At 62.1% G+C, this 18414-nt stretch carries 11 protein-coding genes; 8 read left to right on the forward strand and 3 right to left on the reverse strand.

Features of this window, described 5'->3' with window-relative positions:
• Positions 1-201 precede the first annotated feature (201 nt).
• On the reverse strand, positions 202-771 hold the full coding sequence (locus C2L66_RS18275) for a cupin domain-containing protein (RefSeq protein WP_007743723.1): 570 nt from the start codon (positions 769-771) through the stop codon (positions 202-204).
• A gap of 749 nt (positions 772-1520) precedes the next feature.
• Here C2L66_RS18275 and C2L66_RS18280 point away from each other — a divergent pair.
• The 7 genes from C2L66_RS18280 to C2L66_RS18310 all read left to right on the forward strand — a co-directional run bounded on the left by C2L66_RS18280 (position 1521) and on the right by C2L66_RS18310 (position 11990).
• The gene (locus C2L66_RS18280) at positions 1521-3029 is read left to right on the forward strand and encodes a peptide MFS transporter (RefSeq protein ID WP_060604001.1); all 1509 of its coding nucleotides are present in this window, start codon (positions 1521-1523) and stop codon (positions 3027-3029) included.
• 956 nt (positions 3030-3985) lie between these two features.
• The gene (pdxR, locus tag C2L66_RS18285; RefSeq protein WP_060603998.1) at positions 3986-5455 is read left to right on the forward strand and encodes a MocR-like pyridoxine biosynthesis transcription factor PdxR; all 1470 of its coding nucleotides are present in this window, start codon (positions 3986-3988) and stop codon (positions 5453-5455) included.
• Between the two features lie 340 nt (positions 5456-5795).
• Positions 5796-6248, forward strand: coding sequence for an HU family DNA-binding protein (locus C2L66_RS18290; protein WP_036000261.1), 453 nt, complete (start codon positions 5796-5798; stop codon positions 6246-6248).
• 1349 nt (positions 6249-7597) lie between these two features.
• Positions 7598-9007, forward strand: coding sequence for a circularly permuted type 2 ATP-grasp protein (locus C2L66_RS18295; RefSeq protein ID WP_054932819.1), 1410 nt, complete (start codon positions 7598-7600; stop codon positions 9005-9007).
• 131 nt (positions 9008-9138) lie between these two features.
• A complete protein-coding gene (locus C2L66_RS18300; RefSeq protein WP_036000265.1) occupies positions 9139-10089 on the forward strand; it encodes an alpha-E domain-containing protein in 951 nt (316 codons plus the stop codon).
• Between the two features lie 13 nt (positions 10090-10102).
• Positions 10103-10909: a transglutaminase family protein gene (locus C2L66_RS18305; RefSeq protein WP_054932817.1), complete on the forward strand. Its 807-nt coding sequence runs from the start codon at positions 10103-10105 to the stop codon at positions 10907-10909.
• A 160-nt stretch (positions 10910-11069) separates the two neighbouring features.
• Entirely contained in the window at positions 11070-11990 is a 921-nt protein-coding gene (locus C2L66_RS18310; RefSeq protein WP_060603995.1) for a proteasome-type protease, read from the forward strand.
• Between the two features lie 138 nt (positions 11991-12128).
• Here the strand turns inward: C2L66_RS18310 and C2L66_RS18315 are convergent, their stop codons facing one another.
• Both C2L66_RS18315 and C2L66_RS18320 read right to left on the reverse strand, forming a co-directional pair.
• A complete protein-coding gene (locus C2L66_RS18315) occupies positions 12129-13316 on the reverse strand; it encodes a porin (protein ID WP_054932815.1) in 1188 nt (395 codons plus the stop codon).
• A gap of 396 nt (positions 13317-13712) precedes the next feature.
• Complete coding sequence (locus tag C2L66_RS18320; RefSeq protein WP_060603992.1) at positions 13713-15038, reverse strand: YihY/virulence factor BrkB family protein; 1326 nt, start codon at positions 15036-15038, stop codon at positions 13713-13715.
• 296 nt (positions 15039-15334) lie between these two features.
• Between C2L66_RS18320 and fdnG the strand changes: the two genes are divergently transcribed.
• Positions 15335-18406, forward strand: coding sequence for a formate dehydrogenase-N subunit alpha (gene fdnG, locus C2L66_RS18330; protein ID WP_082670403.1), 3072 nt, complete (start codon positions 15335-15337; stop codon positions 18404-18406).
• The last annotated feature ends 8 nt before the right edge of the window (positions 18407-18414 follow it).

The following is an 18414-nucleotide window of genomic DNA, read 5'->3' on the forward strand; positions in this document are numbered from 1 at the left end:
ATTCGCAGAAAAAGTCGGGAGAGAAACGCAAGCGGCGCGGACGCCACTAACGGTTATCCGCGTGATGAAGGCCGAGGCGGCCCTTGTTCGGTGTACGGCATGCAGGATTCCTTACAATTATTATTACAGGCATCCTACAGCGGAATGTCATGCGCCCCCGGCTTGCGGAAGCGCTTCCAATCAGGATCGAATGCCTGCCTTCTAAAACAACCTCGGCGTACCTACCCACACGACGACCGATTCCTTGCGGGCCGTGTTGGCCCAGCTATGCGGCACCGTCGATTCGTAATGCGCGCTGTCTCCGGCGCGCAGCACGAAGGTCTTGCCTTCCAGCGTCAACGACACTTGCCCTTCGATGACGTAGATGAACTCTTCACCGGCATGTGTCGTGACTTCGGAACGCTTTTGCCCGGGTGGCATCCTCACAAGGATGGCTTCCAACTGACGGCCCCCCGACAGATTGGTCATCCGGGCAAACAGGTTCGCCGAGTCTGCGAAACCAAAAAACTTCAACTCGTTCGCTCGACACACCGAGCGTTCTTCGCTTGGTGTGTCGACGAAATACTGCACCTTCACTCCCAACGCATTCGCAATGCCTGCCAGCGACGTGATGGACGGCGACGCGAGACCGCGCTCGACCTGCGACAGGAACGGCTTCGAAATGCCTGCTGCTGTCGCTGTTTCGTCGAGCGTACGCTTCAGCCTTTGCCTCAGCGCGCGGATCTTGCTCCCCAGTGCAAGTGCCGTGTCTTTCTCAAGTGTCGTGACCATAACAAAACCAAATTAGTCCGTCAAAATTAGTTTGATATAAGCAAATGTTGTTTGATGACGTGCTGCTCTTTCCCCCTCAGCCTTGCGTGACTTGACAACTCCTCCATGCTGTTCACGCCGTTCCGATCTTTTCGAGAAAGCACTCTATGTTGCCAGATCGCAAAGATCACTTATCGGATTTGCTTTAGAAGACTCGTAGTCCGTTGAGATGGATCGGGTATGGGTGGCGCGCATGTCAGTGAATTCCCGAAGCGACAAGCCGCGCTTCGATACGCACAATCGCAACCTCGCGCGGGTCGGCCCAGCCGGGCTGATCCGCCTGCACGCCCGTTTGCAGCGATCCTGCGGCGGTGTTTTGATCGGTACGTCCTGACCGGACTGCCGCCGACGAATGAAGGTGAACATCGTGTCGATTTCTTTCGCAGTCTTTCCCCATTCATCCGGCATAGCGAGCGCGCGTCTGTCGATGCAGCCGCCGAAGCGGTCCGCTCGCGCGATGCTTTATCATTGAGCCTTTCGTCACGCGCTGTTCGCGATGACGGCTTCCCGCTGAAGTCCTGGTTGTTCCGTTTTCGACGCGGACCGCGCTGTCCGTTGCTCGTATCGCACCGAACCGTCGCCCGATGCCGCTTTGCGCATCGGTCACGGCAAGGGATCGACGTTCTCCAGTTTTTGCAGCTTGGCCACGTGGCAATGCGTCCGCTCGACGCAGGCGCGCGCGGCTGCTATCGCGTAAATAAGAGGAAAGCATGAAATCACCCGTATCCCAGACCCGGTCGTTTTCGACGGTCTTTCTCATTGAGATGTGGGAGCGCTTTGGCTACTACGGCATGGCGGCGCTGCTCGTGCTGTTCATGATCGACCGGCTCGGTTTTGACGACAGCCGCGCGACGCTCACGTGGGGCGCATTCGCGGCGCTGGTGTATGCGTCGCCGTCGATCGGCGGCTGGATTGGCGACAAGATTCTCGGCGCGCGCCGCTCGATGATTTTCGGCGCGCTGGTGCTGGCGGCCGGCTACCTGATGCTTGCGCTGCCGAGCGACAGTCTCGAGTTCATGTATGCGTCGCTGGGCGTGATCGTGGTCGGCAATGGGTTGTTCAAGTCGAACGCGGCGAATCTGGTGCGCCGTATTTACGAGGGCGACGATGCGCGCATCGACAGCGCGTTCACGATCTATTACATGGCGGTGAATATCGGCTCAACCGTGTCGATGCTGGCGACGCCCTGGATCAAGGATCACTGGGGCTGGCACACGGCGTTTGCCGTCTGCTGCGGGGGCATGTCGATCGCGGTGGTGAACTACTTCCTGATGTTCCGCACGTTGACGCACGTTGGCTCCGCGCCGGATGCCGAGCCGATCCGCTGGATGCGCGTGCTGGCTGTCGTGGTGGGTGGGATCGCGCTCGGCACGGCGACGACGTTCGTGCTGCAGCACAAGGCGATCGCCGTGGCCTGCGTGTACACGGCGGGCGTTGCGATTCTGGCGATCTTTGCGTACATGCTGCTCAACTGCGAGCGGTCGGAGCGTTCGGGCTTGCTGGCGGCGCTGATTTTGACGTTGCAGGTGATTCTGTTCTTTGTGTTCTATCAGCAGATGTCGACGTCGCTGACGTTGTTCGCGCTGCGCAATGTCGATCCGACGTTTTCGCTGTTCGGCGCGCATCTGTTTACGTGGAGTGCTGCGCAGTTTCAGGCGCTGAATCCGATCTGGATCATGTTGCTCAGTCCGCTTCTTGCCGTGTTGTATACGAAGCTCGCGAAGGGCGGGAAGGACGTGCCCGTTGCCGCGAAGTATGCGTTTGGTTTTGCGGTAGTGGCGGCGGGTTTTTTCGTTTATGCGTGGAGCGGCAGTTTTGCCGTCAACGGGCGGGTGTCGTCGTGGTGGATGGTCGGCGGTTATGGCCTGTACTCGCTCGGCGAACTGCTGGTGAGCGGGCTCGGGCTCGCGATGATCGCGCGGTATGTGCCGGCGCGGATGAGCGGTTTTATGATGGGCGCTTATTTTGTGGCGACGGGCGTGTCGCAGTATCTGGGTAGTGTGGTCGCCAATCTGGCGAAGATGCCGGGTGGGGATCTTGATCCTTTGATCTCTTTGCCGCTGTATACGAAGCTTTTTGCTGAGCTCGGGTGGCTGGCTGCGGGTGGGGCGGTTGTTGCTATCTTGTTGCTGCCGCTGATGGGGCGGCTTTCGCGGGCGCATCAGCAGTGCGCTGAGCAAGCCCGCAGTGATGCGGGTGTGGCGGTCTCGGCGCGGTAAGGTTTTTTTTGCCCCTCCGGGGCAGGGTGTGCATTTAGGAAGGCGTTGTGGGTTTGCGTTTGTCGTTGCGCTGGCGTCCGGGGTTTTGTGTCTTGGCGCTGGCATCCGCGGATTGTTAGTTTTCGCTGGCATCCGCGTTACGTTAGCGTGCTTCAGGCGTCGCCCCTGTGCGGGGCGGCACCTACTTTTCTTTGCCGCCGCAAAGAAAAGTAGGCAAAAGAAAGCGGCTCACACCGCCAGCGCTAATTCTTGCCTGAGGGCCCCCAAAGGGTCTTACACTTCACACGGCGATCACGTGACCCGCGTTCGTTGCCAACGCGCTGAATGCGCGCCTCACCCGCTTCACACACCTGCGTTTCAGCACGCCGCGCCGGACAGTCCACGGCCGCCCAGGTGGCAAACTGTGTGTCGGCTTTCGCGCCATACGCGCACCACTCCGGACCGATAGCGCATGCGTCCCACGCTGTAAGAGCGCCAAGCTATACGACGCGACAGCCTACACACAGTTTGCCACCTGGGCGGCACATGCCATTCGCTGCCGCTTGCCCGGCTACGGGTATTTGAAGCGGGTGAGGCGTTTGTTCGAAGCGTTGGCAACGGGCACCAACCAAGGCGCTGGTGTGTGAACGATGGGGACGTTGGGGGCCCGTGGGTAAACGTCAAGCACTGGCGGTGTGAGCCGCTTTCTTTTGCCTACTTTTCTTTGCGGCGGCAAAGAAAAGTAGGTGCCGCCCCGCACAGGGGCGACGCGTGAAGCGAGCTAACGTAGAGCGGATGCCAGCGCAAAGACCATAACACCGAACGGCAAAGCGTAAAGAACGCTAACAAAACGCGGATCCCATCGAAAAGCCAAAACGCGGATACCGGCACAAACAAAAACACTGAACCGGCGAACGCACGCTAAGCTAACAACAAACCCAAAGCGCCGCAGGCAAAAAGAAACCCAAAACCTCAAAATGGAAATCCACTTATCGGTAGAGGGCCGCCACGACCTGGCGGGACAAATCTACAGACAACTGCGTGCAGGGATAATCGAAGGCCGCCTGGCAGGCGGCACCCGACTGCCTTCGACCCGCGATCTCGCGCTGCAACTCGGCGTTTCCCGCAAAACGACCCTCGACGTCTTCGAGCGCCTGCTCGCCGAAGGCTTCCTGCATACGCGCCCCGGCTCGGGCACCTTCGTCGCCGGAGGTTTACAGCGACTGCCCGCCGAAAAGCCAGCGCACGCCCGTGCCGCCCATGAGGCGAAAACGGCACCCAGCTCCAGCGCCCGCGCGCAACCGGTATGGCACACCGTCCCCGAGGTACTCGGGCCGCAACCCACGCCCGGCACGCCGTACGACTTCATCGGCGGCGTTACCGACAAGTCCCATTTCCCTTTCGACGTCTGGCGCCGCTGCGTGAATCACGCGCTTCGCGTGCAGTCGCGTGGACGCGGCACGTATCGCGATGCCGCCGGCGAACAGGAGTTGCGGCTCGCGATTTCGCGCTATCTCGCGTTTAATCGGGCCGTCGCGAGCAACTGGGAGGACGTCATCGTGACGCAGGGCGCGCAGCATGCGCTCGACCTCATCGCGCGCGTGACGCTGCGTCCCGGCGACGTCGCGGCGATCGAAGACCCCGCCTATCCGCCCGCGCGCGCGTGCCTCACGGCAGTGGGCGCGAAGGTCGCGGCCGTGCCCGTCGATGCCGAAGGCCTCGTCGTGAGCAAGCTGCCGAATCACGCGCGGCTCGTCTACGTGACGCCGTCGCATCAGTTTCCGCTCGGCATGCCGATGAGTCTCGCGCGGCGCGTCGAACTGCTCGAATGGGCGCAACAGCGCGATGCCGTCATCATCGAAGACGACTACGACTGCGAATACCGCTTCGAAGGACGGCCGATGGAGCCGCTGAAGAGCCTCGACCGCACCGGCCTCGTTGCGTACGTGGGAACGTTTTCAAAGACGATATTTCCCGAACTGCGCGTCGGTTACATGGTGCCGCCCGCATCGTTGTTCGAGACGCTGCGCAAGGCGAGGCAGATCGGCGACTGGCATGGTTGCTCGTTGACGCAGACGGCGCTTTCCAGTTTCATGCTGAACGGTGACTTTGCCCGGCACCTGAAGCGGATGCACAAGCTTTACGCAGCGCGCCGGGCAAGTCTGCTTGTACATCTGCAGGGCGATCTCGCGCGCTGGTTCGAGCCCATCGTGCCGACGGCGGGTATCCATATGGCTGCGTTGCTGAAGGCGCCGCTCACGGAGGCGGCCGTGATCGAAGCGGCGCGCGCCGAATCGATTGCATTGCATGGGCTCGCGCCTTTCTATGTGCGCGCAACGCCGCAGCCAGGGCTCGTATTTGGCTATGGCGGCATCGAGGCCGGACAGATCGAGACCGCGCTTGCGACGCTCGCGAAGCTGATGCCGCGTGTCGAATCAAGGACTTGAGCGTGCGTTTACGGGGTCGCGCGTGCCGTGCTGTCAGTCGTCCCCGACGCTCGTGCGCTTAACGTACGCTCGATTTCGTCACTGATACGGGCGTCTTCCTGCCACCGGACGCGTTTGAAGATTCGTGCTGGACAGGTGCGGCGAAATCGCCAGGTGATCGTGTTTACCCCTTAAAAACAGGCTCGAAATGCGCGAGGTAGTCAGCGCCACGCAACAAACCGTAACCGTTATACACAAAAGATTCGCGCAGAAAGCGAAAGCGCTTGTAGAATCCGGCGTTGAAGCGTGTGCATATCGCGTGCGCTTCTCGCAATTACTGACCCTTAGAGGTAGGAGAAATATGGCGACTTCCGCAAAAAAGGTAGCCAAGAAGGCTGCTACGGTTCCGACGAAGAAGGTTGCTGCAAAGAAAGCTGCTGCTGCTCCCGCAAAGAAAGTCACGGCTAAGAAGGTCGCCGTGAAGGCGTCCGGCGTTCCCTCGCCGATCAAGGACACCTTCACGAAGGCCTCGCTGGCTGCACACGTTGCGGAGCGTGCGGGCGTCGAGCCGAAGTCGGCGAAGGCAGTTCTGGCTGCACTCGAAGACACGATCCTCGGTTCGGTTCACAAGAAGGGCGCTGGCGAATTCACGCTGTCGGGTCTTCTGAAGATCGTCGTTCAGACTGTTCCGGCGAAGAAGAAGCGCTTCGGCAAGGACCCGTTCACGGGTCAAGAGCGCTGGTTCCCGGCGAAGCCGGCGAGCGTGCGGGTCAAGGCACGTGCGTTGAAGAAGCTGAAGGACGCAGCAGCATAAGGTTTGATGGCGGCGTGAGCCGCTGTTGAGGCTCGCTGTTGAGGCTTTATCGCGGTCCCCACATGCGAAAGTGTGTGGGGATTTTTTTTTTGTCTGCGACGCTGTGGGTCAGGTTTTGCGGTTTGTGTTTTGCGTTTTGCGACTGCGCGGCGCGGGTGTTGGGGGTGGTTTGCTCGTGGTCGTGGTCGTGCTCGCATCCGCGATTTGCCTTCGCGCGTCATGCGTCCGCCGTGCGGTGTGTTCGTTTTGACGCTAGCATTCGCGGTTTGCGTTTGCCTTTGCGTTTTTGCTGGCATCCGCGATGCGTTATCTCGCTCCACGCGTCGCCCCTGTGCGGGGCGGCACCTACTTTTCTTTGCCGCCGCAAAGAAAAGTAGGCAAAAGAAAGCGGCTCACACCGCCAATTCTTGACGTCTGCCCACGGGCCCCCAACGTCCCCACACTTCATAGGCCAGTGCCCTGGCTAGTGTCCGTTGCCAGCGCTTCGAATCAGCGCCTCACCCGCTTCGAATACCCGTACATGAGCCAGCGGCAGCGAATGGTATGTGCCGCCCAGGTGGCAAACTGTGTGTAGGTTGTCGCGTCGTATGGCTTGGCGCTCTTACAGGGTGGGACGCATGAGCTATCGGTCTGGAGTGGTGCGCGTATGGCGCGAAAGCCTACACACAGTTTGCCACCTGGGCGGCCGTGGACTATTTGGCACGGCTTGGTGCGACGCGGGGGCATGAAGCGGGTGAGGCGCATCGCAAGAGCGTTGGCAACGAACGCGAACAGGAAAGTTGCCGTGTGAAGCGTAAGACCCTTTGGGGGCCCTCAGGCAGAAAAAAGAGCTGGCGGTGTGAGCCGCTTTCTTTTGCCTACTTTTCTTTGCGGCGGCAAAGAAAAGTAGGTGCCGCCCCGCACAGGGGCGACGCGTGGGGCACGCTAACGATTCGCGGATGCCAGCACACGCACAAGCAAACCAAAACGAACGCCTGCGCCGCGAAGGCGCCAACGGGGCTGCCATAGCAAAGACCAAAACACCAAACGGGCAACGCCCAAAGCGGGGGGAAGAGAAAAAAGCGCGGCAACCAGCGAACGGACAATCCCCCTCGCGCCGCGAGCCGAAACCAGAACCAAACCAAAACCCCACGCACCGTGTACGCAACAACACGCACCGTAGTAGCGCATCGTCCCCCTCCGCGCTACGATGACATCGACAACCGAGCGCCATCGCAGTGCGCGTTCCCAGTGCATCCACCGCGCGCAGCGCACAAATCCCGAATGGCATAACGCTTGCTTGATCGAGATTGAAAAACCGAATGCGCAGCGCATTCGCCTTCTATCCGACAAAAAGAGTGGGGCGTAACATGCGATGCTATGACGAGATGCGTCAGTTCGATGACGCCGTGCGGCCGCATTATCAGCGGTTCGAACGCTGGCTCGTGCAGCAGGGCAGCGAGGCAATCGAGAGAAAGCGGGCCGAAGCCGATCTGCTGTTTCGCCGCGTCGGTATCACGTTCGCCGTCAATGGCGATCTGTCAGGCACCGAGCGGCTCATCCCGTTCGATCTGATCCCGCGCATCATCCCGCGCGGCGAGTGGCAAACGCTCGAAGCCGGCCTCCGGCAGCGCGTCCAGGCACTCAACCTCTTTATCCACGACGTCTATCACGACCGTAACATCGTCCGCGCCGGCATCGTGCCCGCCGATCAGGTCTACACCAACGCGCAATACCGGCCGGAAATGCAGGGCGTCGACGTGCCGCTCGCCGTCTATGCGCACATCGCAGGCGTCGATGTCGTGCGGGCCGGCGAGAACGGCGAGTTCTACGTGCTCGAAGACAATCTGCGCGTGCCGTCGGGCGTGTCGTACATGCTCGAGAACCGCAAGATGATGATGCGGCTCTTCCCCGAACTGTTCGTGCAGAACCGCATCGCGCCCGTTGCGCACTATCCCGATCTGCTGCTCGACACGTTGCGCTCGGTGGCGCCCGAAGGCGTCGACGATCCCGTCGTCGTCGTGCTGACGCCCGGTATGTACAACTCCGCCTACTTCGAGCACACCTTCCTCGCCCAGCAGATGGGCGTCGAACTGGTGGAAGGCAAGGATCTCTTCGTCGACGACAACTACGTGTTCATGCGCACCACGCAAGGGCCGCGGCGCGTGGACGTCATATATCGGCGGGTCGACGACGACTTTCTCGATCCGCTCGCGTTCCGCCCGGATTCGGCGCTCGGCGTGCCGGGGCTGCTGACGGCGTATCGCGCGGGGCGCGTGGCGCTTGCGAACGCGATGGGCACAGGTATCGCCGACGACAAGTCGATCTATCCGTACGTGCCCGACATGATCGAGTTCTATCTGGGCGAAAAGCCGATCCTCAACAACGTGCCGACCTACCAGTGCCGCAAGCCGGACGACCTCGCCTACACGCTCGCGCATCTGCCCGAACTTGTCGTCAAGGAAGTACATGGCGCAGGCGGTTACGGGATGCTCGTCGGGCCGGCGTCGACGTCCGCGGAAATCGAGGCGTTCCGCCAGCGGCTGATCGAAAAGCCCGCCGGCTACATCGCGCAGCCGACGCTCGCGCTGTCCGCCTGCCCGACCTTCGTCGAAGCGGGTATCGCGCCGCGCCATATCGACCTGCGTCCGTTCGTCCTGTCGGGCAAGACGGTGACGATGTGCGCGGGCGGCCTCACGCGCGTCGCGTTGCAGGAGGGCTCGCTGGTCGTCAACTCGTCGCAGGGAGGCGGTACCAAAGACACCTGGATGGTCGACTGACCACGTCCGACCGATTTTCCGAAGCGCCCGCATCCCGCGATGCGGGCGCACAGCCGACAAACCACGGGCAACCCGGCGCGCTTCGCGTCACACGGCGACGAGAGCGCGTCCAATCAACACGGAAAGCCGACATGCTGAGCCGCACCGCCGATCATCTGTTCTGGATGGCCCGTTATATGGAGCGCGCCGAGAATACCGCGCGCATGCTCGACATCAACCTGAAGGCGCAACTGCTGCCGCAGACGCCCGAGCAGGAGGAGCGCACGCAGCGCTCGGTGTTGCGCATCTCCGAGCTTGAGCACGCGTTCGCGCAGCGCTACGACGAGCCGACCCGCGAGAACGTGCTCGATTTCATGGTGGCCGATCCGACCAACCCGTCGAGCATTCATTCGTGTCTGCAGGCAGCCCGCGAAAACGCGCGTGCGGTGCGCGGCACGTTGACGACGGAGTGGTGGGAAACGATCAACGATACCTGGCTCGAATTCAACGAGCGCACCGCGCACGGCGAGGTGGCGAACAACCTGTCGGCGCTGTTCGAATGGGTGAAGTTCCGCTCGCATCTGTCGCGCGGCGTGACGATCGGCACCGCGTTGCAGGACGACGCGTTCTTCTTCACGCAGCTCGGCACCTTTCTCGAACGAGCCGACAACACGGCGCGCATTCTCGACGTGCGCTTCGCCGACGCGGAGCCGAACTCGCGCGAGGCTGCCCGGCAACTCGAAGACTTCTATTACTGGACGTCCATTCTGAGTTCGGTGTCGGCGCTGGAGATCTATCGCAAGGTGTATCGCGATGTCGTGACGCCCGCGCGCGTCGTCGAACTGATGATCCTGAATTCGCAGATGCCGCGCTCGCTGCTGGCGTCTCTCGATGGCGTCTGCGAAAACCTCGCGATGCTGCGCACGCAGGGCTCGAATCAATGCGAGCGTTTTGCGGGCAAGCTGCGCGCCGAACTGCTTTACTCGGATATCCGGCAGATTTTCGAAACCGGTCTGCATGCGTGGCTCACGCAGTTTCTCGCCCGCGTGTTCGAACTCGGCAACATGGTCGCGCGCACGTACCTGATGCTGCCCGTTGCCTGATGGAGTGCCCTCAATGTTTCTCACGATCCGCCACGACACCTTCTACCGCTACGAATCGACGGTCCATTACTCGATCCAGCAATTGCGCCTCACGCCGTCGAGCGGCGCTTCACAGATCGTGCGGCGCTGGACGCTCGATGCGCCCGGCAAGCTCGATTCGACCTTCGACGCCTATGGCAACGTGCTGCACACGCTCGTGCTCAACAAGCAGCACGACGAGATACGCGTGCACGTGTCGGGCGAAGTCGACACGTTTGCGTTGATCGACGGCCGGCTCGGCGACGATGCGGGCGCGATTCCGCTCGAGCATTTCACCTGCGCGACACGCTTGACCGACTGCGACCCTGCGATTCGCGAACTGGCGGCGTCCGTGCCGTCGCTCGACAAGCCGGCTGCGCTGATTGCGCTGGCGGAGAAGATCATCGACCGGGTGCAGTTCGAGACGGGCGCGACAGGCGTGACGAGCACGGCGTCGCAGGCGCTCGCGCTCGGCAAGGGCGTTTGCCAGGACCACGCGCATCTGATGCTCGCGTGCTGCCGCGCGCGCGGCATTCCGGCGCGCTATGTGAGCGGCTATATCGAACCGGGCGACGTCGAGCATGCGGCGAGTCACGCGTGGGTCGATGTGTGGCTCGCGGGGACCGGCTGGATTTCCGTCGACGTCACGCACGCCGCGTTCGCCAGTGAGATGTATTGCCGGCTCGCGGCCGCGCGCGACTATGAAGCGGCGTCGCCCGTGCGCGGACGGCGCATCGGCGGACTGGAAGAAACGCTCGATGTGTCCGTTGCCGTGAAGGCCCAGGAACAGTCGCCGCAGTAAGAAGCGAGCCGCGAAACCTGGGGTCTTTTCGGGCACATATCGGCTGCAGCGTGCGAGGCGCGCGCATTACAATGGCAGCGTCCCGCGGCGCTGCCCGCGGCCTGTGCCATTTTCCGGCTCGCCCAACCGTTCGTACTGGGCAGCCGTCTGGATTCCTGTCATGACTTACTGTGTGGCGATGTGCGTCGATGAAGGGCTCGTGTTCCTGTCGGATACGCGGACCAATGCGGGCGTCGATCACATCAGCACCGCGCGCAAGATGTCGGTGTTCGAAGAGCCCGGCGAACGCATGCTGGTGCTGCTCGGCGCGGGCAACCTGTCGCTCACGCAGGCCGTGCTGCACGAGTTGTCCGAACCGTCCGGGCCTTCCGGTTCGTCAAAGCCCACGCTCTGGACCGTGCCGACCATGGCCGACGCCGCGCGCGTGGTCGGTCAGGCCGTGCGCGACGTGCACCTGCGCGAGGCGAACGCGCTGCAGGAATTCGGCGTCGACTTCAATTGCAGTTTCATTCTCGGCGGACAGATCCGTGAGAACGCGGAAAACGGCAACGGCGCCGGACAACCGCGGCCGCGTCTGTTCATGATCTACGCGGCGGGCAACTTCATCGAATCGTCGCGCGTGAACCCGTATTTTCAGATCGGCGAGTCGAAGTACGGCAAGCCGATCATCGACCGTGTTCTCGTGCCGTCCACGCCGCTCGACGAGGCCGCCAAGTGCGCGCTGATCTCGATGGACTCGACGCTGCGCTCGAACCTCTCGGTCGGGCTGCCGCTCGATCTGCTCGTCTATGAGAAAGATGCACTGAAGGTGACGCGCTTCGTGTCGATCGATCAGGACAACGCCTACTATCAGATGATCCATCGCACGTGGGGCGAACGGCTTCGGCAGGTGTTCGGCGAGATTCCCGATCCCGACTGGCAAGTCACGGGCGACGTGCCGCAGAACGGGCATGTCGGCGAGATGGTGCTGTACCGGCCGCCTGGCGAGTTGCATACGGACGCACAGCGCGGCACGCCGGGTGTCGACGAGCGGCCCGCCCAGACGCTCGCGCAAGCCGACAAGCCTAAAACACGCGGCTGATCACGCCGGCACGGCGCGCCCGCTTCGGGACGCAGCCACTTTTTCCACTGCAGCAATGAAAAAAGCCAGCGTTGGCTTGCGCCGCTGCTGGCTTCAGAGTACGGCTCGACGTCTCGAGCCGTGCGTCATATTGTTCTATTAGAACTTGTGACGGATACCCAGGCTGATGATTTCCTGGTTGCTCGAACCGGCCTGGTAGCCGTACGAACCAACCGATGCGCCTGCGTCGATGATTGCGCCACCGTTGCTCGCATCGCGCTGATGGCCGCTTGCGTGCTGGTATGCGCCAACCAGGTACAGGTCGGTGCGCTTCGACAGGTTGTAGTCGCCGCCCAGCGAAACCTGGTGGTAGTTCGCCGACGTGTCGCCAGCGGCGTGCGTGTAGATGTAGCCGAGGCCGATCAACATGGCCGGCGTGACCTGGTAGCCAGCGTACGCGCCTGCAACGTGGAACTTCTCTTGTTCGGCGAAGCCAGCACCCGAGAACGCATCCGGCTTGTATTGCGCGAAGCTGTAACGGATGTTGAACGTGAACGGACCCGTCACGTATTGCGCGGCTGCCGACGTGATGTCGATTGCCTTAGCCGTCGAGTAGAACTGGTTGACGTTCGAGCCGTCGAACGTGCCGTCCGACGTCACGCCCGTGCCCCACGTACCAGCGCGGCCAGCGATCGTGTTGGCGTTCGACATGTGGAAGTAGCCAGCTGCAACGCTGAACGGACCGCCCGCCCACGTTGCTGCGCCTGCCCACGACTGACCAGCGCCCGTTGCGCCAGCGACGCCGCCCAGAGCGTACATGCCTTCGAACTGGAAGCCGCTCCACACCGGCGAAACGTACTTGATGGCGTTGTTCGTACGCGAGCTGTTGTCGTTGTTGTCAACGTCGCCCGGCGTCGTGAACGTGCTGCCGAAGTAGTTGTCAGCCGTCAGCGGCTGAACCAGGTCGACCAGCGGGTCGTACTGGCGGCCAACCGTGAACGTACCGTATGCGTCGTGCGTCACACCGACATATGCCTGGCGGCCGAACAGCTTCGTGCCCGTGCCGTACGAACCCATCTTGCCGTTGTTCGGGTTGAAGCCGCTTTCCAGTTGGAAGATTGCCTTCAGGCCACCGCCGAGGTCTTCCGTACCCTTCACGCCCCAGCGGCTACCTTGCAGGTTGCCCGCTGCGAGCTGCCACAGGTTGTCGTTCGCCGGATTGGCGTTGTGAACATACTGGATCGAGTCATCGATCAAGCCATAGAGCGTCACGCTGCTTTGTGCATGTGCTGCGCCTGCAGCGCCGAGCAGTGCCAGCGAGAGCGTCGACAGTGCGATTCGTTTCATCCATTTCTCCACGCAGATGATTGGTTATCGTTGTTGCGAAACGGAGAATAGCGCAGTGTCTCGAAGTGTAAGAACTGAAAAAAATTAAGGTGTATCGAAAAACCGACAGCCCGGTAGAAGCCTTGTATCGCAAGCATGTCAACGATTGTTTCTGTTTCAGCAATATTGAATCTTTGATCGAGGATTATTGTTCTTTTTATGACAGTGATCGACGGCATCGGTACGATTTACGCCATCGGGCGCGTGTTTCGTGTAAGAAAGTTGTCTAGTCGGGTGCGGAAATTTCCGCTTCCACATTAAGCGGTCGTAAACGCCGCGAGCGCTCAGCTTGACGGTTCGGGTAGACAGTTTCGGCCGGATGTGATCGCCGCGGGCCGGTGCTGTTGAAGCGGACGCTTAACGGCTGGCGTTGCCGGAAGGCGGCGTTTCGGCATCGTTCGAAGCGTTGCGGCGCCGGGCGAATGCGGCCAGGGCCATCGCGGTGCTGGCCGCGATCAGCATCGACTCCCATGGATGCCGCCGGACGTAGCGGTCCGCCGCGACGGCCCTGCGTCTTGCTTCGACAATCGTCACGGCGGCGGCGTGGGTCGCCTGCGTTTCGGCCTTGACGACCGACTTGCCGATCGACACGGCCTTGCCGATGCCCGCGTCATGCTTCGCCAGCAGTCTCGTTGCAAGGGAGGGACGCGGTGCCGGCGGGGTGGCAGAGGCAGACGGCGGCGGGCCGCCTGTTGCGCCGCTTATCGGGCCGCGTCTTGCGTCAGTTGCAACCGTCGATGCCGCCAGCACGGACGCCAGCATCGCGCGGCTGCCAGGCGGCGTGGCGGGCGCGAGGCCCCAGGCGCCGCGCGGATCGTGCATGCGACCGCGCGCGGCGGAGAACTCCGCGCCGAGCAGCAGCACCACCGCCGAGAAGTACAGCCACATCAGCAGCACGGCGAGCGAGCCGGCCGCGCCGAACGAGTTGGCCATGCCGGCATGCGCGAGGTAGAGCGCGAAGAGCTTCTTGCCCGCCGAGAACAGCGCGGCCGCCACCGTCCCGCCGACCAGCGCGTCGCGCCAGCGCACGGGCGCATCGGGAAGAAACTTGAGCAGCGCGGCGAACGCGACCGCGAGCACCATCCAGCCGACGGCCAGTTGCAGCAGATTGCCGATCACCACGTACGGCGAGTCGCCCCAGATCCAGTTGCCGATAAACGTGATCGCCGTGTCGAGCACCAGCGACACGATCAGCAGGAACGCCACGCCGAGCACGAGGCCGAACGAGATCAGCCGCACGCGCACCAGCGCGAACACGCTCGACGCGCGCGGCGTCACCGACGGCCAGACAATATTGAGCGCGCTATTCAACGACGAGAAGGTCGCGGATGCGCCCACCGCCAGCAGCACGAACGAGATGATGGCCGCCACGCCGCCCGCGCCGCCGCTGCGATGCGCGTTCTGTACGATCGTCGTGACGGCGGCTGCGGCGTCGTTGCCGAGCACGCTATGCACCTGTCGGAACAATTCGCCGCGTGCGGCTTCCGCGCCGAAGAACCAGCCGGAGACGGCGATCACCATCACGAGCGTTGGCGCGAGCGAGAACGCCGCGTAGAACGCGATGCTCGCGGCCATGGCCGCGCAGCGGTTTTCGGAGAACTGCCGCAACGCGCCGACAGCCCACGACGCCTGCTTCTTCGCGACCGTTTGCAGCTTGTCGGCTGACAGTGAGTCGAGTTCCATTGCGGTCCTTCATGACGAGGGTTGATACGTCGCACGCACAATGCGCATACACAACGCATGGCATCGCGGATTCATCGCGCGTCGTGACGCGCGCCAGGGGCATACCGCTGACAATGGTATTACGCAAGCGTCATGCCCATCTCTCTATGCGAGTACAACAGAAGCGCGCAACGAGATTGTGCTACGTCGAGTCATCGAGCATGGATCGTGCTGCGCATCGTGTTTCCTCTGCTTACGAACGTCCGGAAACGACTTATACTTTTTTCACCTCCCCACAAATAGAACCAGAGGCGATCATGTTGCAAATGTCCCGCCGTCAGTTCCTGAAAGTGACGGCAAGCACGCTGGCCGGATCGAGTTTGGCCCTGATGGGCTTCTCACCGGAACCCGCGCTCGCCGAAGTCCGACAGTACAAACTGGCTCGTACCACCGAAACGCGCAACACGTGTCCTTATTGCTCCGTCGGCTGCGGCATCCTGATGTACGGCCTCGGCGACGGCGCGAAGAACGCGACCGCCAGCATCATCCACATTGAAGGCGACCCGGACCACCCGGTCAATCGCGGCACGCTGTGCCCGAAAGGGGCGAGCCTGATCGACTTCATCCATAGCCCGAGCCGTCTGAAGTATCCCGAGTATCGGGCTGCCGGTTCCGACCAGTGGCAACGCATCTCGTGGAACGACGCGCTCGACCGCATCGCGAAGCTGATGAAGGAAGACCGCGACGCGAATTTCGTCGAAAACACGCCCGACGGCAAGAAGGTCAACCGCTGGCTGACCACGGGCATGCTGGCGGCCTCGGCGGGCAGCAACGAGGTCGGCTATCTGACGCACAAGACTGTGCGCAGCATGGGGATGCTCGCGTTCGACAACCAGGCGCGTGTCTGACATGGCCCGACGGTGGCAGGTCTTGCCCCGACGTTTGGCCGTGGAGCGATGACGAACCATTGGGTCGACATCAAGAACGCGGACGTGATTCTGGTGATGGGCGGCAATGCAGCCGAGGCGCACCCGTGCGGTTTCAAATGGGTGACCGAGGCGAAGGCGCACAACAAGGCGAAGCTGATGGTCGTCGATCCGCGCTTTACGCGCACGGCTTCCATCGCGGACTTCTATGCGCCGATCCGCACGGGCACTGACATCGCGTTCCTGGGCGGCGTGATCAACTATCTGCTGACCAATGACAAGATCCAGCACGAGTACGTGAAGAACTACACGGACATGCCGTTTGTCGTCCGTGAAGACTTTGCGTTCAACGACGGTATCTTCTCTGGCTACGACGCGAACGCGCACAAGTACGCAGACAAATCGACGTGGGATTACGAGCGCGGCGACGACGGCTTCGTCAAGGTCGACATGACGCTGCAGAATCCGCGCTGCGTGTACAACCTGCTCAAGCAGCACTATTCGCGCTATACGCCCGAGATGGTCGAAAAGACCTGCGGCACGCCGAAAGACAAATTCCTGCACGTCTGCGAGACGCTCGCCACCACGGCGACGCCCGGCCGCGCGGGCACGATTCTCTATGCGCTCGGCTGGACGCATCATTCGATCGGCGCGCAGATGATCCGCACGGGCGCGATGGTGCAACTGCTGTTGGGCAATATCGGCATCGCGGGCGGCGGGATGAACGCATTGCGCGGCCACTCGAACATTCAGGGGTTGACGGACCTGGGCCTGATGTCGAATTTGCTGCCCGGCTACATGACGCTGCCGAACGAGCCGGAACAGGATTTCGACGCCTATATCAAGAAGCGCGCAGCGCAGCCGCTGCGGCCCAACCAGTTGAGCTACTGGAAGAATTACCGTGCCTTCCACGTGAGCATGATGAAGTCCTGGTGGGGCGACGCGGCGACGGCCGACAACAACTGGGGCTTCGACTATTTGCCGAAGCTCGACAAGCCGTACGATCTGCTGCAGACCATCGAGCTGATGTACCAGGGCAAGATGAACGGCTATATCTGCCAGGGCTTCAATCCGCTCGCGGCCGCGCCGAACAAGGCAAAGACGTCGGCGGGCCTGGCGAAGCTGAAGTGGCTCGTCATCATGGACCCGCTGGCGACGGAAACGTCCGAATTCTGGAAGAACCACGGCGAATACAACGACGTCGATGCATCGAAGATCCAGACGGAAGTGTTCCGGCTGCCGACCACCTGCTTCGCCGAAGAACGGGGTTCGCTCGTGAGTTCGAGCCGCGTGCTGCAATGGCACTGGCAGGGCGTGGAAGGCCCGGGCGAGGCGCGCAGCGATCTGGAAATCATGTCGGGCCTCTTCCTGCGCATGCGCCGCGCGTACAAGGAGCAGGGCGGCAAGTATCCCGATCCCATCGTCAACCTGAACTGGACGTATGCGCATCCCGACAGTCCGACGCCCGAAGAGATCGCGATGGAGTTCAGCGGCAAGGCGCTCGCGGACCTGCCCGATCCCAAAGATCCCGCCAAGGTGCTCGTCAAGAAGGGCGACCAGTTGGCCGGTTTCGCGCAACTGAAGGACGACGGCACGACGGCGAGCGGCTGCTGGATCTTCTGTGGCGCGTGGACCCAGAACGGCAACCAGATGGGCCGGCGCGACAACAGTGACCCGACGGGCATTGGCCAGACGCTCGGCTGGGCGTGGGCGTGGCCGGCGAACCGGCGGGTGCTGTACAACCGCGCGTCGTGCGACCTGAACGGCAAGCCGTTCGACCCGAAACGCAAGCTGATCGCGTGGAACGGCACGAGCTGGAGCGGGCCCGACATTCCCGACTACAAAATCGACGAGGCGCCTGAAAACGGCATGGGACCGTTCATCATGAATCCCGAAGGCGTCGCGCGTTTCTTCGCACGCGACGGGATGAACGAAGGGCCTTTCCCCGAGCACTACGAACCGTTCGAAACACCGCTCGGCTACAACACGTTCCATCCGGACAATCCGCTGGCGACGAACAATCCGGCTGCGCGCGTGTTCCCGGACGACCGCAAGGCGTTCGGCAAGGCGGCCAGTTTTCCGCATACGGCGACCACCTATCGTCTGACGGAACACTTCCACTTCTGGACCAAGCATGCGCGCCTGAACGCGATCATCCAGCCGCAGCAGTTCGTCGAAATCGGCGAGGACCTCGCCAGGCAGGTCGGCGTGGTGGCGGGCGACCGCGTGAAAGTGTCGAGCAATCGCGGGTACATCATCGCCGTGGCCGTCGTGACGAAACGGATCAAGCCGCTGATGATCGACGGCAAGAAGGTGCAGACGGTCGGCATTCCGTTGCATTGGGGTTTCAAGGGGCTCACCAAGCCGGGCTACATCACTAACACGTTGACGCCTGTCGTGGCCGACGCGAATTCGCAGACACCGGAATTCAAGTCGTTCCTCGTGAAGGTCGAGAAGGCATAGGGGAGGCG

The sequence above is a fragment of the Paraburkholderia caribensis genome (assembly GCF_002902945.1).
Taxonomy (GTDB): Bacteria; Pseudomonadota; Gammaproteobacteria; order Burkholderiales; family Burkholderiaceae; genus Paraburkholderia; species Paraburkholderia caribensis.